At 61.9% G+C, this 23,214-nt stretch carries 22 protein-coding genes; all 22 read right to left on the bottom strand.

Features of this window, described 5'->3' with window-relative positions; all coding sequences use genetic code 11:
* Nucleotides 1-19: 19 nt before the first annotated feature.
* The 22 genes from V2B23_RS00470 to V2B23_RS00365 all read right to left on the bottom strand — a co-directional run bounded on the left by V2B23_RS00470 (nucleotide 20) and on the right by V2B23_RS00365 (nucleotide 23,135).
* Nucleotides 20-772: a DUF6390 family protein gene (locus V2B23_RS00470; protein WP_430948542.1), complete on the bottom strand. Its 753-nt coding sequence runs from the start codon at nucleotides 770-772 to the stop codon at nucleotides 20-22.
* Nucleotides 772-1,842, bottom strand: coding sequence for a hydrogenase expression/formation protein HypE (gene hypE, locus V2B23_RS00465; protein WP_430948541.1), 1,071 nt, complete (start codon nucleotides 1,840-1,842; stop codon nucleotides 772-774). Before hypE ends, V2B23_RS00470 begins: the two co-directional genes overlap by 1 nt.
* Complete coding sequence (gene hypD / locus V2B23_RS00460; protein WP_430948540.1) at nucleotides 1,832-2,944, bottom strand: hydrogenase formation protein HypD; 1,113 nt, start codon at nucleotides 2,942-2,944, stop codon at nucleotides 1,832-1,834. Before hypD ends, hypE begins: the two co-directional genes overlap by 11 nt.
* A complete protein-coding gene (locus V2B23_RS00455) occupies nucleotides 2,941-3,240 on the bottom strand; it encodes a HypC/HybG/HupF family hydrogenase formation chaperone (protein WP_033234887.1) in 300 nt (99 codons plus the stop codon). The genes hypD and V2B23_RS00455 overlap by 4 nt, the downstream gene beginning before the upstream one ends.
* A gap of 16 nt (nucleotides 3,241-3,256) precedes the next feature.
* Nucleotides 3,257-5,557 carry a carbamoyltransferase HypF gene (gene hypF, locus V2B23_RS00450; protein ID WP_430948539.1) on the bottom strand — a complete coding sequence of 767 codons (2,301 nt, stop codon included), beginning with the start codon at nucleotides 5,555-5,557 and terminating at the stop codon, nucleotides 3,257-3,259.
* On the bottom strand, nucleotides 5,554-5,829 hold the full coding sequence (locus V2B23_RS00445; protein WP_430949145.1) for a HypC/HybG/HupF family hydrogenase formation chaperone: 276 nt from the start codon (nucleotides 5,827-5,829) through the stop codon (nucleotides 5,554-5,556). Before V2B23_RS00445 ends, hypF begins: the two co-directional genes overlap by 4 nt.
* Before the next feature lie 2 nt (nucleotides 5,830-5,831).
* Entirely contained in the window at nucleotides 5,832-6,335 is a 504-nt protein-coding gene (locus V2B23_RS00440) for a hydrogenase maturation protease (RefSeq protein ID WP_430948538.1), read from the bottom strand.
* Nucleotides 6,336-6,341: 6 nt separating this feature from the next.
* Entirely contained in the window at nucleotides 6,342-6,461 is a 120-nt protein-coding gene (locus V2B23_RS00435) for a DUF6893 family small protein (RefSeq protein WP_430948537.1), read from the bottom strand.
* Entirely contained in the window at nucleotides 6,458-7,873 is a 1,416-nt protein-coding gene (locus V2B23_RS00430; protein ID WP_430948536.1) for a hypothetical protein, read from the bottom strand. Before V2B23_RS00430 ends, V2B23_RS00435 begins: the two co-directional genes overlap by 4 nt.
* Nucleotides 7,870-8,508: a DUF6084 family protein gene (locus tag V2B23_RS00425; RefSeq protein ID WP_430948535.1), complete on the bottom strand. Its 639-nt coding sequence runs from the start codon at nucleotides 8,506-8,508 to the stop codon at nucleotides 7,870-7,872. Before V2B23_RS00425 ends, V2B23_RS00430 begins: the two co-directional genes overlap by 4 nt.
* The gene (locus V2B23_RS00420; RefSeq protein WP_430949144.1) at nucleotides 8,505-9,107 is read right to left on the bottom strand and encodes a DUF5947 family protein; all 603 of its coding nucleotides are present in this window, start codon (nucleotides 9,105-9,107) and stop codon (nucleotides 8,505-8,507) included. Before V2B23_RS00420 ends, V2B23_RS00425 begins: the two co-directional genes overlap by 4 nt.
* Nucleotides 9,108-9,121: 14 nt before the next feature.
* Nucleotides 9,122-10,006: a NifU family protein gene (locus V2B23_RS00415; protein ID WP_430949143.1), complete on the bottom strand. Its 885-nt coding sequence runs from the start codon at nucleotides 10,004-10,006 to the stop codon at nucleotides 9,122-9,124.
* Nucleotides 10,007-10,117: 111 nt separating this feature from the next.
* On the bottom strand, nucleotides 10,118-11,911 hold the full coding sequence (locus V2B23_RS00410) for a nickel-dependent hydrogenase large subunit (protein ID WP_430948534.1): 1,794 nt from the start codon (nucleotides 11,909-11,911) through the stop codon (nucleotides 10,118-10,120).
* A gap of 52 nt (nucleotides 11,912-11,963) precedes the next feature.
* Nucleotides 11,964-13,037 carry a hydrogenase expression protein HypE gene (locus V2B23_RS00405; protein WP_430948533.1) on the bottom strand — a complete coding sequence of 358 codons (1,074 nt, stop codon included), beginning with the start codon at nucleotides 13,035-13,037 and terminating at the stop codon, nucleotides 11,964-11,966.
* A 164-nt stretch (nucleotides 13,038-13,201) separates the two neighbouring features.
* On the bottom strand, nucleotides 13,202-14,002 hold the full coding sequence (gene hypB, locus V2B23_RS00400) for a hydrogenase nickel incorporation protein HypB (protein ID WP_430948532.1): 801 nt from the start codon (nucleotides 14,000-14,002) through the stop codon (nucleotides 13,202-13,204).
* A gap of 2 nt (nucleotides 14,003-14,004) precedes the next feature.
* Entirely contained in the window at nucleotides 14,005-14,334 is a 330-nt protein-coding gene (gene hypA, locus V2B23_RS00395; protein WP_430948531.1) for a hydrogenase maturation nickel metallochaperone HypA, read from the bottom strand.
* A 140-nt stretch (nucleotides 14,335-14,474) separates the two neighbouring features.
* Entirely contained in the window at nucleotides 14,475-16,175 is a 1,701-nt protein-coding gene (locus tag V2B23_RS00390; protein WP_430948530.1) for a cutinase family protein, read from the bottom strand.
* Nucleotides 16,176-16,356: 181 nt separating this feature from the next.
* Nucleotides 16,357-17,469 carry an alcohol dehydrogenase catalytic domain-containing protein gene (locus V2B23_RS00385; RefSeq protein ID WP_430948529.1) on the bottom strand — a complete coding sequence of 371 codons (1,113 nt, stop codon included), beginning with the start codon at nucleotides 17,467-17,469 and terminating at the stop codon, nucleotides 16,357-16,359.
* A 29-nt stretch (nucleotides 17,470-17,498) separates the two neighbouring features.
* A complete protein-coding gene (locus V2B23_RS00380; RefSeq protein ID WP_430948528.1) occupies nucleotides 17,499-18,902 on the bottom strand; it encodes a M16 family metallopeptidase in 1,404 nt (467 codons plus the stop codon).
* A 127-nt stretch (nucleotides 18,903-19,029) separates the two neighbouring features.
* On the bottom strand, nucleotides 19,030-21,300 hold the full coding sequence (locus V2B23_RS00375) for a polyribonucleotide nucleotidyltransferase (RefSeq protein WP_430948527.1): 2,271 nt from the start codon (nucleotides 21,298-21,300) through the stop codon (nucleotides 19,030-19,032).
* A 427-nt stretch (nucleotides 21,301-21,727) separates the two neighbouring features.
* Nucleotides 21,728-21,997 carry a 30S ribosomal protein S15 gene (gene rpsO / locus V2B23_RS00370; RefSeq protein ID WP_283303849.1) on the bottom strand — a complete coding sequence of 90 codons (270 nt, stop codon included), beginning with the start codon at nucleotides 21,995-21,997 and terminating at the stop codon, nucleotides 21,728-21,730.
* 157 nt (nucleotides 21,998-22,154) lie between these two features.
* Nucleotides 22,155-23,135, bottom strand: a complete 981-nt coding sequence (locus V2B23_RS00365) for a bifunctional riboflavin kinase/FAD synthetase (protein ID WP_045067300.1) — start codon at nucleotides 23,133-23,135, stop codon at nucleotides 22,155-22,157.
* Nucleotides 23,136-23,214 lie beyond the last annotated feature (79 nt).

Genomic DNA, 23,214 nt, shown 5'->3' with positions numbered 1-23,214 from the left:
CATTCGTCGTAATCCCTGCCTACACTCTGTGCTCCCGCAGTCGCAGGTTGACGATCTCGAGTGCCGCCTCTTCGGCATGATCCAAGGCATCAGCTTGCTTCACCGAGATGCTGTCGCACAGCCAATCCCAGTGCAGCGCCACCACGTTCCCTTGCACCGGAGCGGGAGCAAGAGGAATGCCGTCGACGTTCCATCGCACGTGTTCGATCGCCTTCGGACCGCGGGTCAGTCGGTTACCGTCGAACGCGAGCGGCGAGGACTCCACCTCGGCATACTCGTCACCCACTTCACGTACTTCGCCCCATCTGATTCGGCAGTTCTGCAGGACGGACAGAGGCACCGCACCGTGTTTCCGAAGAAGCCGCACCCACGGATACACGGCAAGAACATGGAAACTGTGATGCGCAAGAGCGCGATCTCGGCCATCCAGATCTGGGAGCAATCCCCCGTCGTTTCGCGTCCCGAATTCATGCCGTAGGTGCGCAACCAACTCTTCCGAGTTCACCGAATCCAGCAGCGATCCACCCAACCAGTAAGCCTCGATCACGCGTGGTTCGAGTGGGTCGTCGACACCCGCTGCCTGGGCCAGTGCCTCGAGATACGGCCACGCACCGTCGAACTGTTGCGCTCGGCCCCGGTCCTGCTCTGTCACCGTTCCGGCCGCTTGACGCAAGAGTGCCGACGGATCATCGGCTCCGCAATACCCCAATTCGTTCGGCGGATATGCGTACCTCGCAAACAATGCCGGGCCGCTAACATCAACGCCGGTCATCAACAGATCCGCGGAAGCTGTTCACCAGCAGGGAGATCCACTACCCGATTGCCACCAAGTGCGGTTCGAGCAACCACCATTCCCGAGTGCGCGCTCACGCACTCCCCGATCACCGTTGCCCCGGTTCCCAGCGAGTGTCCACGCATGGCATCGAGCACGAGGTCGACGTCGGCGGGTGCGACAAACGCAACCATTTTGCCTTCGTTAGCCACATACAGCGGATCCAGACCCAACAATCCGCAGGCATCCCGTACGGCGTCGGGAATCGGCAGGTTCCGTTCCACGAGCGCAACACCGACATTCGACGCCTGGGCAATTTCGTTGAGCGTGGCGGCAACTCCGCCGCGCGTCGGGTCGCGAAGGACGTGGATGTCCACGCCGGTGGCGATCATGTCTGCAACCAGGCCGTTCAGTGCGGCGCAGTCGCTGCGCACCTCGGTTCCGAACTCCAGGCCCTCGCGGCAACTCATCACCGCCACGCCGTGAACTCCGATGTCACCACTGACGATCACTGCATCACCGACCTCGGCCCGGGTCGGCCGTATGTCGACACCGGCTGGCACTATGCCGATGCCCGCAGTGTTGACGAAGACTCCGTCGCCGTGACCAGCGTCGACCACTTTGGTGTCGCCGGTCACCAGACGCACTCCGGCCAAGCGAGCCGCGTCACCAAGCGTGGCCGCCACCGTGGCTATGTCGGCGAGCGGTGTTCCCTCCTCGAGAATGAAGGCAGTCGACATGGCCAGTGGCTGCGCACCGGCCATGGCAAGGTCGTTGACCGTGCCGTTCACGGCCAGATCGCCGATGTTTCCACCCGGAAACACCATCGGTTTGACCACATACGAGTCCGTCGAGAACGCCACCCGAACTCCGCCGATGTCGAGCACAGCGGAATCGCCGAGTTCCGCGTCAGCCGCGTCACCGAATGCCGGCAGGAACAGGTGCTCGATCAGTTCGGCAGACATCGCTCCGCCACCGCCGTGCCCCATGACGATATTCGGCGAATCACGGAGCGGCAGCGGGCAGACCCACGCCCCCGGGTCTACCACCGCACTGTTGTCAGCTCCCATGACCCGCCTCCTGCAGTTCCAAGCGTCGGTACAGGTAGTAGGCGGCGCACGCACCTTCGGACGAGACCATAGTGGCCCCCAACGGATTACGCGGCGTGCACTCCTTCCCGAAGGCAGCGCACTCGTTCGGCTTGATCAAGCCTTGGAGAACTTCCCCGGAACGGCACACCGATGACTCGTCGGTGTGAATGTCGGTTACCGAGAATCGTTGCTCCGCATCGAATTCCGCGTACTTCGGCGCCAACTGCCACCCGCTGTCCGGAATGGGACCGATGCCGCGCCACGTCCGGTCGGAGACCGCGAACACATCGTCGAGCATCGCCTTGGCTGCAACATTTCCCTGGGCCGTCACAGCCCGCGCATAGGCATTCTCCACCTCGTACCTACCGGTTTCCAACTGCAGCACGGTCTTTCTGATGCCCTCGAGCAAATCGAGGGGTTCGAACCCTGTGACGACGATAGGAACCCGGTACTTCTCTGCCAGAGCTGGGTACTCCGACGTCCCCATCACACTGCACACGTGACCCGCGGCGAGAAACGCCTGCACCCGACACTCCGGGGAGTCCATGATCGCCGCCATCGCGGGCGGGACGAGCACGTGGGAGACAAGCAACGAGAAGTTCTTGATGCCGAGTCGGTGTGCCTGATACACGGTCATCGCGTTTGCGGGCGCAGTGGTTTCGAACCCGATCCCGAAGAACACGACCTCCCGGTCCGGATTCTCCTTCGCGATGGTCAGCGCGTCGAGTGGCGAATAGACCACGCGCACATCACCGCCGGCGCTCTTGATCCGAAAGAGGTCAGACGCACTACCTGGTACCCGCAACATGTCGCCGAAAGAGCAGAAGATCACGTCCGGGCGCGCGGCGATCTCGAGCGCTTTGTCGATGATCTCCAGCGGCGTCACACAGACCGGGCACCCCGGCCCGTGAATCATCTCGATCTGCTCGGGCAGCAGTTGATCGATTCCATGACGAATGATCGAATGTGTCTGACCACCACAAACTTCCATGATCGCCCATCGGCGGGTAGCGAGTGTGCGAATCTGATCGAGTAATTTGCCGGCCAACTCGGGGTCGGAGAATTCGTCCAGGTACTTCATGATTGATTCTCCTTCTGATCGACTCCCAGAGCCTTGGCTGCGCGAGCAAATCCGTCGCCGAACTCCTCGTCGAGCACTCCGAGGTGCTCGAACTCCGCAAGTGTGCGTTGTGCTGATTCCTCGTCGAGGCGCTGAATCGCGAAGCCGACGTGGACAACGACGTACTCGCCGACTGCGGCGCCCGGAATATATTCGAGGCACACTTCCTTGCGGACTCCCCCGAAGTTGACGACGGACATTGTCGTTCCGTCACGATCCTCGAGCGATTCGATACGTCCCGGTACGGCTAAACACATGGCTATCCTCCTGACTTCACAGCGAACTCCCGACCAGCACTTGGCCGTACGCAAGACCACCGTCGTTCGGTGGTAACTCGTGGTGCGTCAGCGGGCGGAATCCAGCATCTGACAGCAGTACCCGCGACCGTGCCAGGAGTAACGGATTCTGGAAGACACCGCCACTCAAGGCAACGTCGTCGACGCCGGCCGCGGCGCGCGCTGCCCGCGCCCAGGTCACCACCAAGCGGGCAACACTCTCGTGGAAGCGCGCACCGATCACACCTGCCGACACACCGTTCCGTAGGTCGTCAACCACGGAACGTATGACCGGACCGGGATCGGCGATCCACGACCCGCCGTCATCTTCGCGTTCACCGAACACGTAGTACTCACTGCCGCAGTCGATTCCCCGGGCCACACCTTCCAACTCGATGGCTGCCTGCGCCTCGTATTCGACATTTTGGCGGACGCCGGCAAGTGCGGCGACTGCGTCGAAAAGCCGCCCCATACTGGAAGTCTCCACACAGCCGAATCCCGTCTCCAACTGATGACCGAGGACGGAGCGTTCGCGAGCCGAGCACGCTGCAACTGGTGGAAGATCACTGTCCCAATCGATCCCCGCCGAACGCAGGTGCGACATCGCCATGCGGTACGGACGTTCCACTCCGGCGTCACCGCCCGGCAGGGCCACGTACCCGAGATGCGCTAGACGCCGGAACCCTTTGTACGTGGCGAGCAGCATTTCTCCGCCCCACACCGCTCCGTCGGCTCCGTAGCCCGTTCCGTCGAAGGCCATTCCGATCACCGGTTCGGAGCCGTCACAGCCGTTCTCACCCATCACCGCGGCGATATGCGCGTGATGATGTCGCACCGTGCGCACCGGCCGACCCGCCGCATGCCTTCTCGCCCACCCCGACGAGTGGTATCGGGGATGTTCGTCGCACACAACTTGACTCGGTGCGACGCCGGTGATCGCTTCGAAGTGCGTCTGCGACGCGGTGAACCCGTCCAGCACGGCAACATCACCCATGTCTCCGATGTGTTGACTCGGCCAGGCCGACATTCCGTCGGCAACCACGAAAGTGTTCTTCAGATCTGCGCCCACCGCCAGAGTCGGGTCGACGTCCAACGGCAAGTCGATCGGTAACGGTGCATACCCGCGGGAACGGCGCAGCATCACTCGGCGGCCGTCGACTACACGCAGGACGGAATCGTCGCACGGCACCCGAATCGGGCGATCGTGGGTCAGTACGCCGTCGGTGAGCGCGGACACTCGCTCCAGATCAGTGCCTCGGAACAGGATTGGTTCACCGCCAAGGTTTGCCGACGTCATCACCAACGCTGTCGGCGCTGCCGCATCACCGGGAAGACCGAGCAGGAGATTCTGGATCGGGTTGTACGCCAGCATGATTCCGATATCCGGAATTCCCGGCGCCACCGAAGGCGCAAGGTCGTACTTCGACGCCTTGTCCACCAACACGATCGGCCGCGAGCATTCGGTCAGCGCCTGCGACTGCATCTCGTTGATCCGTCCCACCGCGTACGCACCATTGATGTCTCGCACCATCACGGCAAGCGGCTTACCGCGGCGGTGCTTACGGTGCCGCAATTCCTGTACTGCCGATTCGTTTCGGGCATCGCACGCCAGGTGATACCCCCCGATACCTTTGACGGCAACAATCTTGCCGTCACGCAACAACTCTCGCGCCCGGCACATGGCGTTCTCACCGTTCACCGAAACGGCAGCAGCATCCGCGTCTGTATCGACGAAGGTCAGGGTCGGACCACACTGCGGACACGCAATCGGCTGCGCGTGAAAGCGACGATCACCTGGATCGGCGTACTCGGCAGCGCATTTCGAGCACATCGGAAACCCGTGCATCGTCGTCGCTGCCCGGTCGTACGGAAGTTCCTCGATGATCGTGAACCGCGGACCACAGTTAGTGCACGTGATGAAGGGATGCCGATACCGTCTGTTCCCCGGATCGGCCATCTCGCGCAGGCAATCGTCGCAGGTCGCGACATCAGGTGGTGCCAACGTCCGGCCTGCGGTCGTCGTGTCCGTGTCCACGATCCGAAACCCGGACCGCCCGCACGCCCGGGCAGGCTCGCATTCCACCGAGTCGATCCTGGCCAACGGCGGCTGGCGCACCCGCAGATCCGTCGCGAACTCCGCGAGCGATAGATCCTCCCCCTCGAGGTCGATCACCACTCCTCGCGGCGAGTTGCCCACCGTGCCCGTCAGCCCCAATTCGGTTGCGAGTGAATACACGAACGGTCTGAATCCGACTCCCTGAACCACCCCCTGAACATGAAGTCGGATGGCTGTGATCATGGCTCGCCCCCACTCACGCCCTCGCCCTCGACCTCGGGGCGCGACCGACCCATCAGCTCCAGACCGGCAAGCGCCTCGGCAGCGCCGTTCGCGTCCACCTTCTCGACGGCAAAGCCCATGTGGATGACAACCCAGTCACCAGCGCCGACGGTATTCTCGTCGAGCATCCCGATGTTCACCTTGCGCGCCGCACCTTCCACATCGACCAGCGCAAGTTGTCCGCCATATCCGTCGAGCAGCGCCACGACGCGTCCAGGGATACCCAGGCACATAGTCATGCCCCTTGATCAGCGGTTGCGGCGTCCGCCGCCATCGACCTGACCAGGCCGAGAACAACCGACACGGCGCCGGTCACGGCAGCCTGAACCTTGGGTGTCAACCCCATCCCCTCGTCCACCGATTCGACGTGCGCACCAACGACAAACGTTCTCGGCGCTGCTCCGCCGAGCGCCCGCAGACTGGAGAACACGGAGTTCGGATCCAACGAATGCGCATCGAGTCTTGCCGTGCTGGAAGAAACTGTGTCGTCATCAGTTTCGGACTCCAGCTCGAATACCTCGACCGCGCCGGGTTTCCCGCCTTGTGGCAGTGCGTCGATCAGAACCAAGGCCTCCCACGATTCGAGAAGGTCGTATGCCAGGTGCACGCCGCGAATTCCGTAGTCCACCAACTGCACTCCCGCCGGCAGTTGCTCTTGTTGCAGCGCTCGCACGACTTCGGACCCGAAGCCGTCGTCGCCGAGAAAGATATTTCCGACACCCGCAACCAGAACACGCATGCGTGACTACATCTTTCGCATCCGTAGATACCGTTGAATATCCGGCATCGACACCACCAACACGACTGCCGCAGCGATCGCTACTGCGCCGAGAAGTACCGTCGACAGCATTCCCATGCCCCTCATAGTGTGTTCTCCTCTCGATTGCTCTGCGCCTGCGCTCCGGGCACCGGTTCCACCTCGTCCGGAGCAAAATACAGATAGCGGCCGTACCAGTTGTGCAGGTCGGCGGCGGGATCGTCGAGCAGCGTCACCCCCACGTGAATATCGCCGTCCACGTCTTCGTGGATGGTGGCGACACGGGCGAGTTTGCCGGCGAAAAACAGGTCCTGAGCGTCGGCGCGCCGCGACGGGTGCACGCGCACAATACTTCCCCCGGCTATCCGCACACCGCCCACCAAGATGCCGTCGATTCGGGGCGCCACCGTCGTATCGGCCTCGGGCGACCACCAGTCGACTCCGTCGGGCACCTCGGGAAGCATCGGTGCCGAGTTTCCCTGCCCGTTCTCCTGCGGGGCATGAGGATCACGGAGCACACCGTGGAGGTCGGCAAACCCTGCAGGTGTCAAGGCCTCACAACGATCGATGATCTCGGCGGCTTTCGGATCTGTCGCCCGTGCCTGCGCTTTCTCCTCGTCTGTCATCGTCAGAATGCGCAGCGACAGGATCTCGTCGATTTCGGTGGAATCGAACAGCGATCCTTCACTCTGCCCCGCGATCACGGGAAAGTCGTAGAGAATGATCGGCGATACCAGCACCGTGGTCGAGCGGTCCGGCAACGCTGGATTGGGCGTACCGGCCAACACCGGATAACAACGATCCTGAATCAACGTGTATTCGTGAGCCTTCTCGTCATTCACGCTGAAGAGCGAGATGAACGACGGCGTGTCGCACGCCAAGATCACATGCGCCCCGAGCAGTGAATACGCCGGCGCCGAATGTTTGTCGACCGCCACGATCTCGGTGGTGTTTCGAACATTCATCGACAACACAACCTGATCCGACCTACCCGGTGCAACCTGAAGATCGACGAGGCCGGACAACGCAGCCCGGGTGCGCACAATCCGACCGAGAGATGCGCCGGTCGCATCCAGGATCGGTTCGATCTCAAAGAAGGCCGGAACCTCGAAAGCCAGGCTTCGCACTTCGCCGAGGTCCGTGAGCCGGTACGGACCCGACTCGATCTCACATTCACTTGCTTCGTCCCACGAAATCCATTCGTGGTCACCGGAAATCACGTGATGCACGGACTCCCAGCCGTCCGGATCGATACGCCGTTGGACTGTTCTGCGCTGAAGGTGGAGAAACCGCAATGTGACACGCAGATCGCCGGCATCGGCGGCCACGACGGCTTGGGCCGACATCCCTGATTCCTCACCGACACCCAACTCTGCCGCTCCCGGTGGACCGAGCACACCGAACTGCCAGCGCGACTGGTTCTTCCCCGAATTCGCCCGGTACGGGTAGAGCAGGTAACCCTCGTACAGGATCGCGTCGGCAACGGCCCGAACGTCATGGTCGACACCCGCGTGTGTCATTGCGGCACCTCGTTCCCCGCCAAGAGCGCGCCGACCGTGGATTCCAGGTCGGTGTAACCGTGTGCGGCTTTGAACCGGGTGAGTTCCGCAATGGTGTCATGATCGAGGCGTACCCAACCCGAACCGGGGTAATGCGTCTCGATCAAGTGCTTCCACGTGGCCACCGGCATGTCGTACGACGCCGACCTGTCCCACGGGATTTGCTCGACCGAGAATCCGCGACTGCCATCGGTGAAGACGGTGCCGCTCAACAGCACGACGACGGGCACCGTGCCGTCCTGCAGGGCATGCATGTACTTGGATGCGGTCACCGCTACGTCATACGTACACGGCATAGGAAGATCGGCGACCGTAACTCCGGAGAACCCCTGAACCACCGTCGAGCATTCCATCCAGAGGAAGGTTCGTAGGGTACTCGACCAACGTTCACGCCGGCCGAACAAATCGAGCAGCGCGTCTTCTTCGGATGCGGAGTACGGCCGTCGGTGTGGTTCGATCCGAACCTGTGCTCGCACGGCCAACGCCCGCACAGGTGTTCCGGTGGACTCCGAAATCTTCAGTTTCACTATGAGATTGGGGGTCACCGCGTACGGGTCGACCACCATGTCCACGACGGAGAACTCCAAGGCGGTCATCGCGACCGTTCCTCGACTCTGTGGAAGAACTCCGCGATCTCGGTGCGTGCATCCTGGCCGCCGTCGAAACCGCGCCACACCTTCCGCAATCGGCCAACCAACTCGTAACAGGCGTCGATCGGCACGATGAAACATCGGGGAACCAGGTCGCCCGGAACAACGTGAACGATCAAGGCCTCGACATCGGCTCGCATGGTGCTCGTTCGCGGATTCTCCCGCATCACCGCTGCGAAAGCATCGATGGGTAGCTCGGATTCCGTGGCCCCCGCCGGACCGGGATAAAACGCAATGAATTTGTCCAACACGGAATTGCGGAAGAAGAACGCCAGATTCACCGGAATTTCCAGTGATTCCCATCGACCAGGACCCAGCTCGAAATCGTCGAGTTCCTCGTATCGATCCGGCACTGCCTTGTAACGCAGATCAGCGTCCACCGGGGCAAAAAGCAGGTAACACGGTCGACAGACGCACAAAAGGGCGCGCACCGAGACATCGACGACGTGCTGGTGGTCCTCGCCGATGTCGACTGCGCACATCTCGCATCGCGGACCGGTTTTCACCGATCGCGCCGACGCTATTCTCGTGAGAACCTCTCCCACAGTGGATTTTGCCACTACATCACCGATACCTGAACGTCAGCTACTGGACTTCCCGGTGCAGCACTACCAGGCACTGCCACCGACAGGACCCCGTCCCGCGGCAGGAGCGGCAGCGGCGCAAGATGTTCCGCCCCGGCATCAACACCGGCATCGACGCGCGCGCCTGCAGTTCGGACGTCGTAGTGAGTGCCGCAGGTTGGACAGGTCAGCACCACGCCGCTACGTGCGGGTCGCCCCATTATTCGCTCCAGCATCGCCCCCGCCATCGAGCGATCACAGATCGGACAGTGATCGCGGTAGGCGTACAGGGTGTCGCTGAGCCTGCATACCAACAGATCTGCGCCTTCGACACAAAAACCTGCCACCTCACCTTCGCCGACCTCGGCGAACTCCGGCACGCCGATCCAGTGACTGGAGGCGTCGTGGTGGATGTGCGAGAACAGCGACTCAGCTGAGATCACACCGGCATTGGGCTCAGGTTCTGTCGGGGTTTCGACCTCGATACCGCTGGTCTCGGGCGCCGCAGCCGTCACGGCGTCCTGCACGGCCGATTCGAGGGTGACGGACGACGACGGACAACTGTTGCAGCTACCGAGCAACCGCAACCGCACCACACCACCGGTCACCTCGATCAACTCGACATCGCCGCCGTGCGATCCGAGGTACGGTCGCACGCTGTCCAGCGCGGTACGTATGCGGGTTTCCACGTCGTGCGGATGTAGGCCGTGTACAAGCAGAAGGCTCGAGATCAGATCATCGCGGGACATCGCATCCACCATCGCGGAATCAGCCAGGTGCACAGTGCGTTCGAGAGCTGCGCCGTAGAGCTGCACTACTTCACGCACCAGTTGCTCAGCACGATCACGTGCTACCGGTCCGCCGCCTGCGCTGGCTTGCAACAGCGTTTCGATTCGTTCGCCCGCCCCACGCCAGTAGTCACCCGGCGGTGCACCACTCGCGTTCTCACCGCGCTCCCCGTCACCGTATGCCCTGTCACCGTGCACCACGGACTACTCCCCCGTCACGGATTGTGTCGGCGAATGCAGTTTCTCGATGGTCTTACCGCCACCGAGATACATGTGAACGCCGCACGGCAGGCACGGGTCGAAACTGCGGACTGTGCGCATGATGTCGATACCCTTGAAATTGTCCCGATCATTCTCCTCGAAGATCGGCTGACCTTGCACCGCATCCTCGTACGGCCCCGGAGTGCCGTAGCTGTCACGGGGGCTCGCGTTCCACGGAGTTGGCGGGTAGGGGTGATAGTTCGCAATCTTGCCGTCCCGAATCACCATGTGGTGGGAGAGAACTCCGCGGACGGCTTCGGTGAAGCCACAGCCGATACCCTCGTCCGGAACTTCGAACGATTCCCACGTCTTGGTCCGGCCGGCGCGAATCTCCACCAACGCCTTCTCCGCAAAATGTAACGCCGCTGCGGCCGCGTAGGCCTGGAAATACGTACGTGCACGGTTCCTTTCGAGCGTGTTGCTCCCGTGTTCCGGGATGCTCCACTCGAGTGTGACCGGCCCCTTCAGTGCTGTCTTGGGCAGATTGATCTGCACGCTGTGTCCGGTGGACTTGACGTAGCCGATGTCGACCAATCCCGCCAGCGCCGTGCTCCACATGCGGGCGAGCGCACCGCCGCCGGTGTCGAGAGCAAGATTGTCTTTGCCGTCGAACCATCGCGGCGACATCACCCAGCTGTACTTGTCCTCCAGATCACGCTTCTGAGGATGAGGGTTGGTGTGCTGGTTCCACGGGTGACGCCGATCCACCGCGTTACCGAGCGGGTCGGTTTCGACGAACATCTCCTGGTCTTTCCAGTCCTCGTAATACGAAGAGCCCAGCATGATTCGGATACCGAGATTGATGTCGACCAGGTCGGTCGTGATCAGTTTGCCGTCGACCACAACGCCGGGGGTGACAAACATCTTGCGTCCCCACTCGGTCATGTCCTTGTACTCGAAATTGCAGAATTCCGGGTCCTGGAACGACCCCCAACATCCAAGCAGAGTTCGACGCAAACCTACCTTCTCGTAGCCGGGCAGGGCTTCGTAGAAGAAATCGAACAGATCGTCGTGCATGGGCACGACCTTCTTCATGAACTCGACGTAGCGCATCAACCGCGTCATGTAGTCGGTCATCAGTTCGATGGTGGCCGCTGTTCCGACGCCACCCGGATAGAGCGTCGACGGGTGGACGTGGCGGCCTTCCATCAGACAGAACATCTCACGGGTCGAACGTGAAACATGAAGGGCCTCACGGTAGAACTCACCGGTGAACGGATTGAGGGTGCGCATGATGTCGGCGATGGTGCGGTAACCGTGCTGGTCCTCGTGCCGGCACCGGGTGTTCTCCGCCTTCGCCAGGACACCGGGATTGGTCTCGGACACCATCTTCTCGCAGTAGTCGACCGCAACAAGATTCTCCTGAAAGATGTTGTGGTCGAACATGTATTCTGCGGCTTCGCCGAGATTGACTATCCACTCGCCCAGATGCGGCGGCTTGACGCCATACGCCATGTTCTGCGTGTAACACGAGCACGTTGCGTGGTTGTCGCCGCAAATGCCGCAGATACGACTGGTGATGAAATGCGCGTCGCGCGGATCCTTTCCCTTCATGAACAGGGAATAGCCACGGAAGATCGACGACGTGCTGTGGCACTCCACAACTTCCCGGTTCGCGAAGTCGATCTTGGTGTAGATGCCCAGACTTCCGACGATGCGTGTGATGGGATCCCACGCCATCTCCACCAGACCGTCACGATCTGCGGTAGAGGTGGGTTCGGGAACGATGGCCGTCATGTCAGTGCCTCCCAGTTTCGATGTATCGCGAGGTCGATGTACCTCGAGTTGTTCACCACGTGCGCGTGGCGCCGGTGAGCAACTTCGAACCCCGTTCGCGCCAATGTGGTTCCTTGTCCAAGGTGTGACCGGTGATCCGGCGCAGACTGTGAATTACGCTGCCGTACATACCCACAGCGGTGGATGAGAGTTTGCCGCCGGGTGGTTCGTCCATGAAGGGCATGAACTTGTCCGGGAACCCCGGCATGGTGCACCCAATGCAGATACCGCCCACGTTGGGGCATCCACCCACTCCGTTGATCCAACCACGTTTGGGCACATTGCATTTCACGACCGGACCCCAACAACCCAGCTTCACGATGCACTTCGGTGAACCGTATTCGGTGGCAAACTCTCCTTGCTCGTAATAGCCACCGCGATCACAGCCCTCGTGCACCGTTGCACCGAACAGCCATTGCGGCCGCAGCGATTCGTCCAGCGGGATCATCGGCGCCTGATCGGTTGCCATGTACAACAGGTACGTCAGGGTCTCCGACAGGTTGTCCGGTTGTATCGGACATCCCGGCACACACACGATCGGGATACCGGCCTTGGATTTCCACGTCCATCCCAGATAGTCCGGCACACCCATCGCGCCGGTCGGATTTCCGGCCATGGCGTGAATTCCGCCGTACGTCGCGCACGTGCCGACAGCAACAACCGCAGTCGCTTTGGGGGTCAGCCTGTCCAACCACTCGCTGGTCGTGACCGGTTGCCCCGTCTCGCGGTTGTTGCCGAAACCGCACCAGTAGCCCTCGTCGTGCAGTTTCTCGTTGGGGATCGACCCTTCGACAACAAGGACAAACGGATCGAGTTCACCCCGATCCGCCTTCCAGAACCATTCCAGGAAATCGTCGGCGCCACCCTCTGGCCCACACTCGAAGTCGATCAGTGGCCAATGCATGGCAACCTGTGGCAAGCCGGGCAGCGCACCGAGTGCAATCTCTTCGATGCTCGGTTGCGTGGCCGCGGTCAAGGCCACCGAATCGCCGTCACAACTGAGCCCGGCGTTGATCCACAGAACATGGATGAGGGTTTCTTCCGCCTTCGCTGCTGCGGTGTCCGCAGTCGCATTCTGAGTATTCATATCAGCCGCTTTCACGTGTGCGACGGCACCACTTACTACACCGGGTCTGGTTCCACCGGATTCCTGCCGCCGGTATCGAACACCACCCGAGCCGATATTCGGCCCGCAACGTGGCACCCACTCATTTCATTAAGTACCCGAGCAGATCAGTTGTCAACGACAACTCAGGAAAGCAGCATCCGAGATTCGATCCAGTCATACCACTGCGACAAACCCTCACCCGTCGTTGCCGATAAAACAACAACGCGCACAGCAGGATTCAGCGATTTAGCCTGGCGAATACATTCCTCGACGTCAAATTCCACGTAGGGAAGCAAGTCGATCTTGTTGACGATGACAAGGTCCGCGACGGCAAAGATATGCGGATACTTCATCGGCTTGTCGGCACCTTCCGGCGTAGAAATTAGGACAACCTTGCCTTCCTCGCCGAGGTCAAAAAGCGCGGGACACACTAGATTTCCCACATTTTCGATCAAGAGAAGAGAATCGTCGAGCGGCCGGTTCACGCTTATCGCCCGATCGATCATTTCCGCGTCCAGGTGGCAGCCCGCTCCCGTATTCACCTGAACGACAGGAGATCCCGTTGACCGAATTCTCTCGGCATCGAGCGCAGTCTCCTGGTCCCCCTCGATAACGGCAACGGGAAATCGGCCGCGCAAGTCGTTGATCGTGCGAACCAGCAACGTTGTCTTACCCGCACCCGGCGAACTCATAACATTGAGTGCAGCAATCCGGCGCCGGCGCATCCACTCGCGATTACGGGTGGCAACTTCGTCGTTCTTGGCGAGCACCTGCTGTTCCAGAACCACGGTCGTGCTGGGTGAATGATCGCCGCCGTGCGGGTGCTCATGGTCGTGCGGGTGCTCATGGCCGTGCGGGTGCTCATGGTCGTGGTCGTGACCGTGCCCCGATTCACCGGAGATTCTCACTCCCGCGCTCTCGCCGCAGCCGCACGTCGCGCACATGATCAGCTCACTTCCATCGACAATATCCGTAGTTCACGCCCGGCGAGGATCTCGACGTCGGCGCTGCCACAGGGGCAGAGCAGGATCATGTCCGACGGCGAGAAAACCTCGCCGCACTCTTGGCAACGCACACGCGTCGCAATCTCGTCGATGCGCAGACTCGCGCCTTCGGCCTGAGTACCCGCCGTCACGACGTCGAAGCAGAAGAGCAGCGAATCAGGCACAACCGCACACAGTCTTCCCACTTCGAGTCGGACGCCGCATACGCGTCGCGCCCCGGCCTTCTCGCACACGGCATCGACCACACTCTGGGCAATTGACAGTTCATGCACGGCAGACCCGCAATTCGCGTGTGAAGGGACCGTACTTTCCACGATAGGGCAGAACCGTGGCGTAGAAAAACCGTGGCATAGAAAAAGGCTGCGATCCGCATGTACATGCGGATCGCAGCCTGATGCTTGCCAGGGGAAGGTTACTGGCCCGGAGTCGGCGCCTTGGTTGTGGTCGTCGTGGACGTCACCGTGGTGGTGGTCGTAGCGGCGGCCACATCCGAACTCGCTGTCTCGGATGTCGGAGCACTCGTGACTGCTGCGCCCGTGGTGGGCACTACCGATTCGCTCGGCGTGACGACCGCACCTGAGGTCGCGGAAACATTTCCTGCGACAGGAGCGTCCGGCGACGTTCCCGGCGCGGTGGCGGAGTCCGTCGAACCCGTGGTGCCGGCTGGAGCCTGATCATCGGCGCCTTCGGCTGCAGCGACATCGCCTTCTGCGGCGTCGTCAGCCATGTACGCGTCGACGGCAGCGGCGAGCTCTACAGCTGTGGGCTTGGCCGTCGTATCGACGGGCTTGCCGTCCTTGGCCTGCTGAGCCAGATACGTGAGCCACGCCGCTGCGTACTGCGCAGAAGTCAACGGCTTGCCGTTCGCGGCATCGGCGTCGCGCCAGTAGTCGAAGTGATGTCCGACGTCAGGACCGAGTGTCATCTGGTACGGATCACTCATGATCACCGGGATCGTGTTCTGGTTCGTGGCGATCAGTCCGACGATCTCCTTGAAGAGCTTCTGCGGCAGGTACGCCAGCGGAGACACCTTCTCAGCAGTGATCGTGCCTTCGTCGGCCACGGTGGTCACTTCGGTGGTGGTACCCGGCTTGTAGTCCGGATCCGACACCTTCAGCATCACCTGGAGGAAGGTCTCGTCGCCCTGCATCCAATCAGGGTTGGCTGAAATGTCGTTGAATGCCTCGAAGACGATCTGGCCGAGCACAACCGCAACATTGATACCGGTGGTCGGGGTGAGTCCCTGGGATTCGAGATCGTCGATGTTCAACTGGCGGCCGACGTTCGCGGCCAGGAGCAGGAGCGAAATATTGCTCGGAGCCGAGCAGGTGAAGTCACCGTCGGAACAGAACGAGGCGACCTTGCCGTTCAACTTGCCGAAGCTGCCCGCCGTGTCGGGGAGAACGCCCTGACCTGGCGTCGCCGACGTTCCGTTCTGGTACTTCGTGTCGAAATTATCCGGGTTCGTGAACGGATTCTGGGCGCCGAGGAATGTGCCGTCGCCCTCTACACGTCCCGCATCCGCGAGCATTACCACGCCGACAACCTTGTCCGGGTCTACCCCGAACTCGTTGCTTTCCTGATTTCCGATGTCCATGGCAACACGGCGGACGACGTCAGCACCCTCGCTGTACCCGACGATCGAGAACTGCGTCTTGGGGCATTCCTTCGCGATCGCACTCATCACGGACTGGGTGTTTACGGCACCGGCGGCAACTGCGTCCTCGTAGGACGCCATGTTTGCCGGGTACGCGATATAGACAGCCGCGTAGGAGCCAGGCTTGGTCGCGTTGACCGAACCGGCCGGATTGATCACCTGATCGACGCGGTCACTCGTGTAATCGCCTGACAGCGCAGCAGGCAGCGGCTTACCGTCCGCACCGAGCAGCATCTTCACGGTGTTCGCGTCCGGAGTGTCGTGCCGACCGGCAACTGCGATGCTCACCATGTCGTGGCATTCGGTGACCGACGACGTCAACTGCGTCTCGATCGTGCTGGACTGCGGTGAGTCCACGGCTACCGCCACAGCTACCAGCGCTGCAACGCCGAGCGCTGCAGGCGCCAGTGCCCCCGCAAGTATTCGATGTCGTGAAATGAACCCACGAACCGGCATATTTTCTCCCCAATCCACTTTCGGAAAACGTACGACCGACCCCCGGGGCGTCACGCAACGTCATTCGAGTAGTCGTCCAGTTCAGGGCAAGCGTTACATCGGATAACGATCTGCGGGGGCAACGCATGCTCGATTCGGCCTGCGAGCGCATACCCTCAACCGACAAAGTCCCTGCGTAGGCCTACTCGGACTGAAAAATAATGACCTGCCGGATTGCTTTCCCATCCGCCAGTTCGTCCATCCCGGAATTGATGTCGCTCAGCTCGATTCGTGAGGAGATGAGCTTTTCGACCGGCAGCTTTCCGTCGCGCCACAATTGCGCGTAGATCGGGATGTCACGGGCCGGGACTGCCGAGCCGAGATAGCTGCCGATGACGGTCCGAGCTTCCGCGACCAGTCCGAGCGGCGAAATCGACGAACGCGCGTCCGGCGCGGGCAGTCCCACCGTCACAGTTGTGCCACCCGCAGCCGTGGCGGACACTGCGGTCTCGAACGCCCGAGCGTTGCCGGCAGCCTCCACCACAATGTCTGCGCGGACACCACTCTCGGACAACCCGGACGGTGTGAAGACCTCGGTCGCACCCAGTTCCAGGGCCTGAGCCAACTTCGACTCGAGCGCGTCGACGCCGATGACCGTCGCGACACCCAACGCTCGGGCCGTCAAAATTGCCGCCATACCGACGCCGCCCAAACCGACAACCATCACGGTGTCGGTAGGACGAGGCTTAGCCGCATTGAGTAGCGCTCCGCCGCCGGTCAGCACCGCGCAGCCCAGCACAGCTGCTACATCCGGCGGTACGTCGTCGTCCACGGCCACCACCGACTTGGCATTCACGACAGCGTGCGTCGCAAATCCGGACACTCCTAGGTGATGGTTGACGCTCACACCGTCGCGCTGCAGTCGGTGCGCACCACCGAGAAGACTGCCGTCGTTGTTTGCGGCGCTGCCCACCGTGCACGGCATCCGGCCGTCGGTTGCGCAACCGGCGCACTCGCCGCACCGAGGCAGGAACGTCATCACAACACGATCCCCCACCCGCAGAGCGCCGACGCCGTCACCGATCTGCTCGATCCGGCCGGCTGCTTCGTGCCCCAGCAGCATCGGCACCGGGCGAACACGATTGCCGTCCACGACGGAGAGATCCGAGTGACACAGTCCGGCCGCCTCGATCCTCACGAGAATCTCACCGGGACCGGGAGCATCAAGTTCGAGTTCCGACACCGTGATCGGCATCGACGACGCGTACGGGCGGCTCCGCCCGATTTCTTCGAGCACTGCTCCACGAATCTTCAACTGCGCACCCCGGTTTCGCTGGTTACCGATTAACGAACAATCCCCCGCACCGACGCCGGCAGATCCCGGACACGCTTGTACGGACCGACGACGGCGGAGGCAAACGGCCGTGTCAGCAAAGTCTGCGCCACCTCGAGAACTTCTTCCGCAGTGACGGCGTCGATGGACGCCAAGGTCTGGGCGACACTGCGATGGTTTCCGTAATTCAGTTCACTACGGCCGATACGGTTCATGCGTGAACCCGAATCTTCCAGTGACAGAACAAGACTGCCCCGAAGCGCGCCCTTGGAGCGCGCAATCTCCGCGTCCGTGATGCCACCGGCGGCCACCTGAGCGAGAACCTCGCGGATCACCGTGGTCACCTCACCGAGGTTTTCCGGCTGGCAACCCGCGTAGACCGAGAACGCACCAGTGTCCGCGAAGGTGTCCACCCCGGAATACACGGAATACGCCAAACCACGCTGTTCCCGAATCTCTTGGAACAGACGCGAACTCAAGCCGCCGCCCACCGCGGTATTGAGCACCGACAGCGCCCAACGATGACCCTCGTGACGGCCGAAAGCCCGCACACCGAGCGCAAGATGGACCTGCTCGCTGTCACGATGCGTCAAACTCAGTTCCGGCATCGTGCGCAGACGCAAAGTTCCTTCACGGCGCGGTGCCGGCCTCACACCACGCTCGAGGTGACCGGCAAATGCGCGCTTCGCCAAAGTCACCACCTGCTTGTGGTCGACGTTTCCGGCGACTGCAAGAACCATCCGCTGCGGCGTGTACCGGCGCACGTGGAAGGAATGCAACTGATTGCGGGACATCGACTCGATGGAATCCACGCTGCCGATGATGGGGCGACCCACCGGGTGGTCACCGAACAGAGCCGTCAGAAAGGCGTCGCCGAGGAGATCTTCCGGATCGTCGTCGCGCATCGCGATCTCTTCGAGGACCACTTGCCGCTCGACATCGACGTCAGCGGATCGGCACCGGCCGCGCAAAACAACATCGGCGACAAGATCCACAGCCATCGGCAGATCTTCGTCGATCACATGCGCGTAGAAGCACGTGTGCTCCTTGGACGTGAACGCGTTGAGTTCTCCGCCCACCCCGTCCATGACCTGCGCGATGTCGAGCGCTGTACGCGACGGCGTCGACTTGAAGAGAAGATGCTCGAGGAAATGGGCGGCGCCGGCAACACTGGGCTGCTCGTCGCGCGATCCGACGCCCACCCAGACGCCGACCGACGCACTGCGCACACCAGGGATGAACTCGGTGACGACACGGAGTCCGCCAGGCAGAACTGTCCGCTGGACTCCGGATTCGGGAAGAGCGTCGATCGGAGTTGCGAGTGCAGTACTGCGGCTGCGCGTCTTCTTCGCAGCATTCTTGGCAGTTGTCGTGCCTGGCGTCTTGGCAGTGGTCTTGCCTGGGGTCTTGGCCATGAAAAAGTTCAGCAGTCCTCGGTGCGGAGAATAATCGGGTCCGGAAAGCATGTGTCTACAGACAGTACAGATGCGGCCCCGCACGGAAATCCGCGCGGGGCCGCATCGAACAAACCGAGAAGAAGTGCTACTCGGAAGCAGCCTCTTCAACAGCCGGAGCGGCAGCGTCGTCGTTGCCCTCTTCCACGGGGATCAGCGAGATCTTGCCGCGAGCATCGATATCGGCGATCTCGACACGGATCTTGGATCCGACGTTGACCACGTCTTCGACCTTGGCAATACGCTTGCCACTGCCCAGCTTGGAGATGTGCACCAATCCGTCGCGACCCGGCAGGAGCGAGACGAAGGCACCGAAGGCGGTGGTCTTGACGACCGTGCCCAGGAACCGCTCGCCGACCTTGGGGAGCTGCGGGTTGGCAATGGCGTTGATCATGTCGATCGCGGCCTGCGCAGACGGTCCATCGGTGGCGCCGACGAACACGGTGCCGTCGTCTTCGATGGAGATGTTGGCACCGGTCTGCTCGGTGATGGAGTTGATCATCTTGCCCTTGGGGCCGATGACCTCGCCGATCTTGTCGACCGGGACCTTGATGGCCGTCACGCGAGGCGCAAACGGGCTCATCTCGTCCGGGGTGTCGATGGCCTCGGCCATGACCTCGAGGATCGTGGTACGAGCATCCTTAGCCTGCGCGAGTGCGCCGGCGAGGACCTTGGACGGGATGCCGTCGAGCTTCGTGTCCAGCTGCAGAGCCGTGACGAAGTCCTTGGTACCGGCAACCTTGAAGTCCATGTCACCGAAAGCATCTTCGGCGCCGAGGATGTCGGTCAGTGCCACGTAACGGGTTTCGCCGTCGACCTGGTCGGAGACGAGGCCCATGGCGATACCGGCAACCGGAGCCTTCAGCGGCACACCGGCGTTGAGCAGTGCAAGCGTGGAAGCACACACCGAGCCCATCGAGGTGGAACCGTTGGAGCTCAGAGCCTCGGAGACCTGGCGAATCGCGTACGGGAACTCTTCGACGCTGGGCAGAACCGGCATGAGAGCGCGCTCGGCGAGTGCGCCGTGACCGATTTCGCGACGCTTCGGCGAACCGACGCGACCCGTCTCACCGGTGGAGTACGGCGGGAAGTTGTAGTGGTGCATGTAGCGCTTGCTGGTCTCGGGGCCGAGCGAGTCGACCTGCTGAGCCATCTTCACCATGTCGAGTGTGGTGACACCCAGGATCTGGGTCTCGCCGCGCTCGAACAGTGCGGAACCGTGTGCGCGCGGGATGATCGCAACCTCGGCGGACAGCGAACGGATGTCCGTGACGCCGCGGCCGTCGATGCGGAACTGATCGCGCAGGATGCGCTGGCGAACCAGCTTCTTGGTGAGCGAGCGGAACGCTGCTCCCAATTCCTTCTCGCGGCCTTCGAAGTTCGGTGCAACCTGCTCGAGAACCTCGACCTTGACCTCGTCGGTCTTGTCGTCGCGTTCCTGCTTGCCGGCGATTGTCAGTGCGGCATTGAGCTTTTCGGACGCAGCAGCCTCGACGGCAGCAAATACGTCGTCCTGGTACGCCGGGAAGACCGGGTAGTCACCCGTGGGCTTTGCAGCCTTGGATGCCAGTGCTGCCTGCGCAGCGCACAGGCGTGCGATGAACGGCTTGGCAGCCTCGAGACCTTCGGCGACGATGGTCTCGGTGGGAGCCTGAGCGCCGTCGGCGATCTTCGCGATGACGTTGTCGGTGGCCTCGGCCTCGACCATCATGATCGCGACGTCGGCATTGTCACCGCTGCCGGAAACGACGCGGCCGGCGACGACCATGTCGAAGACGGCGTTCTCGAGCTGATCGACCGTCGGGAATGCAACCCACTGGCCGGCCTTGTTGTCCTCGGAGACGATGAGTGCAACACGCACGCCACCAACAGGACCGGAGAACGGCAAGCCCGCGATCTGCGTCGACGCGGATGCGGCGTTGATAGCCACGACGTCGTACAAATCCTGCGGGTTGAGGCTCATGACCGTAACGACGACCTGGATCTCGTTACGCAGACCGTCGACGAACGACGGGCGCAGCGGCCGGTCGATGAGGCGGCAGGTCAGGATCGCGTCGGTGGAGGGGCGTCCCTCACGACGGAAGAACGAGCCGGGGATGCGGCCCGCTGCGTACATGCGCTCTTCGACGTCCACCGTCAGGGGGAAGAAGTCGAAATGCTCCTTGGGGTGCTTGCTGGCGCTCGTGGCGGACAGCAGCATGGTTTCGTCGTCCAGGTAGGCAACGACGGCACCGGCGGCCTGCTGAGCAAGGCGTCCGGTCTCGAAACGGATGGTGCGGGTACCGAAGGACCCGTTGTCGATCACGGCGGTGGATTCGAACACACCTTCGTCGACCTCTACTACGGAATTCTCTGTCATCTTTTTCTCTTCACTTCCCTCTCGTCTTCGCCGTACCCGCGCGGGCGTTCCCACCCTCCTGGTGGAAACTGCGCACCGAGGGACGTCCCCCTCTTGAATTGCAGAAGTTCCTACGTGCGAACTGGTCTCTGCTTCGGGACGTCACTGACGTTCGGGGCGGCCGTCGATCGAAGTCCGCCGGAACCACAGGGCATTCGCCCGGTCCGGAGAACCACTACCGACAACCGACACCACGTTCTCTGATGCATACGGTGTGCTGGCTGCGCACTGCACCAACTGTGCATATGCGCCGACAGCGGAAACTGCCTTGCGGCAGCTAACGCCGAAAGCCAGCGAAGCCCATTATATGCGTGGCTTCGCCGGCTAACGGAGTCTTCGGCAAACCGGAGCCTGCCGTGTTGCTTTCGATCAGCGTCGTGACAAAAATCTAGCGACGCAGGCCGAGGCGCTCGATGAGCGCACGGTAACGAGCGACGTCCGTCTTTGCCACGTACTTGAGCAGACGACGACGACGACCGACCATCAAGAGCAGTCCACGACGCGAGTGGTGGTCATGCTTGTGGGTCTTGAGGTGCTCGGTGAGATCGGTGATGCGCTTGGTGAGCATTGCCACCTGAGCTTCGGGCGATCCCGTGTCGGTCTCGTGCAAGCCGTACTCGCCGAGAACGACCTTCTTTTCTTCCGTGGTCAATGCCACTTGATTCACTCCTGTGATGACGTTTGCGTGAAAGGAACTAGATCGGACGTGGCCGCCGCAAACCGCAGCACACACCGTGAGAAGATTCTACCAGGACCGTTGCGATCGATTTACCGCTCGACGGCAAGTGTGTCAGCCGACACTCTGTTCCCAGGCGTCAGCCGACACTCTGTTCCGAGTCGTGATCCAGAATTTCACGAGCGCGCTCGACATCGCGATTCATTTCCGCGATCAACGACTCGATGGAATCGAACTTCTCCATCCCGCGGATCCGCGCCACCAGGTCGACGGCGACATGTTGTCCGTACAGATCTGCGTCGGCGTCGAGAACAAAAGCCTCGACGGTGCGAGCGCGACCGGAGAATGTCGGATTGGTGCCGACGGACACTGCCGACTTGTACCGCTTTCCCGGTACGAGGGTTCCCAACTCCTCATCGGCCCCCAGAACGCTGAACCAGGCCGCGTAGACACCGTCGGCCGGAATAGCCGAGAACACCGGAGGCGCAACGTTGGCCGTCGGAAATCCGAGCTCACGGCCACGCTTGTCGCCGTGCACCACAACACCTTCGACGCGATGCGGTCGACCGAGCGCCTCGGTTGCCGCGGCCATGTCGCCGGCGTCGACGCACGAGCGAATGTAGGTCGACGAGAACGTCACCGCATGCTCGGCAAGCAATTGCACACCGTCGACGGCAAATCCGAATCGATCGCCCATTTCGCGAAGCAGATCGACGTTACCCAGGGCTTTCTTGCCGAACGTGAAGTTGTCGCCCACGACAACCTCGGCAACGTGCAGGCGCTCCACCAGAATTTCGTGGACGTACCGCTCCGGAGTCAGCTTCATGAAATCCGCGGTGAACGGCATGACGCAGAAGACGTCGATGCCCAACTCTTCGGCCAACTCCGCGCGACGCGCAAGCGTCGTCAACTGAGCCGGATGACTGCCCGGTCGCACAACCTCCATGGGGTGCGGATCGAACGTCATGAGCACACTCGGAACCCCGCGCTTTCGCGCCGCGGCTACTGCCCGGGCAATTAATTGGGCATGCCCACGGTGCACACCGTCGAACACACCGATAGTGAGTACACAACGACCCCAATCGGCCGGAACTTCGTCGAGACCACGCCACCTCAGCACGAAAGGCAGCCTACGGGGCGCACCGTCAGTAGTTTCGGTTGGACCCCGACACCACACGACGGCCGGACCCCGAGTGCCG

This window comes from Rhodococcus sp. 24CO, from assembly GCF_050586165.1.
In the GTDB taxonomy this organism is placed as follows: domain Bacteria; phylum Actinomycetota; class Actinomycetes; order Mycobacteriales; family Mycobacteriaceae; genus Rhodococcus_F.
This window is presented reverse-complemented; position numbering and strand designations above follow the sequence as displayed.

What these genes read in the sequence shown, in the direction of transcription:
- V2B23_RS00470 (WP_430948542.1), bottom strand. Translation starts at nt 772, where the DNA reads ATGACCGGCGTTGATGTTAGCGGCCCGGCATTGTTTGCGAGGTACGCA.
- V2B23_RS00455 (WP_033234887.1), bottom strand. Translation starts at nt 3,240, where the DNA reads ATGTGTTTAGCCGTACCGGGACGTATCGAATCGCTCGAGGATCGTGAC.
- hypE (WP_430948541.1), bottom strand. Translation starts at nt 1,842, where the DNA reads ATGGGAGCTGACAACAGTGCGGTGGTAGACCCGGGGGCGTGGGTCTGC.
- V2B23_RS00405 (WP_430948533.1), bottom strand. Translation starts at nt 13,037, where the DNA reads ATGAATACTCAGAATGCGACTGCGGACACCGCAGCAGCGAAGGCGGAA.
- hypF (WP_430948539.1), bottom strand. Translation starts at nt 5,557, where the DNA reads ATGATCACAGCCATCCGACTTCATGTTCAGGGGGTGGTTCAGGGAGTC.
- hypD (WP_430948540.1), bottom strand. Translation starts at nt 2,944, where the DNA reads ATGAAGTACCTGGACGAATTCTCCGACCCCGAGTTGGCCGGCAAATTA.
- V2B23_RS00410 (WP_430948534.1), bottom strand. Translation starts at nt 11,911, where the DNA reads ATGACGGCCATCGTTCCCGAACCCACCTCTACCGCAGATCGTGACGGT.
- V2B23_RS00380 (WP_430948528.1), bottom strand. Translation starts at nt 18,902, where the DNA reads ATGGCCAAGACCCCAGGCAAGACCACTGCCAAGACGCCAGGCACGACA.
- V2B23_RS00440 (WP_430948538.1), bottom strand. Translation starts at nt 6,335, where the DNA reads ATGCGTGTTCTGGTTGCGGGTGTCGGAAATATCTTTCTCGGCGACGAC.
- V2B23_RS00430 (WP_430948536.1), bottom strand. Translation starts at nt 7,873, where the DNA reads ATGACACACGCGGGTGTCGACCATGACGTTCGGGCCGTTGCCGACGCG.
- V2B23_RS00390 (WP_430948530.1), bottom strand. Translation starts at nt 16,175, where the DNA reads ATGCCGGTTCGTGGGTTCATTTCACGACATCGAATACTTGCGGGGGCA.
- hypB (WP_430948532.1), bottom strand. Translation starts at nt 14,002, where the DNA reads ATGTGCGCGACGTGCGGCTGCGGCGAGAGCGCGGGAGTGAGAATCTCC.
- V2B23_RS00435 (WP_430948537.1), bottom strand. Translation starts at nt 6,461, where the DNA reads ATGAGGGGCATGGGAATGCTGTCGACGGTACTTCTCGGCGCAGTAGCG.
- V2B23_RS00375 (WP_430948527.1), bottom strand. Translation starts at nt 21,300, where the DNA reads ATGACAGAGAATTCCGTAGTAGAGGTCGACGAAGGTGTGTTCGAATCC.
- V2B23_RS00445 (WP_430949145.1), bottom strand. Translation starts at nt 5,829, where the DNA reads ATGTGCCTGGGTATCCCTGGACGCGTCGTGGCGCTGCTCGACGGATAT.
- V2B23_RS00425 (WP_430948535.1), bottom strand. Translation starts at nt 8,508, where the DNA reads ATGACCGCCTTGGAGTTCTCCGTCGTGGACATGGTGGTCGACCCGTAC.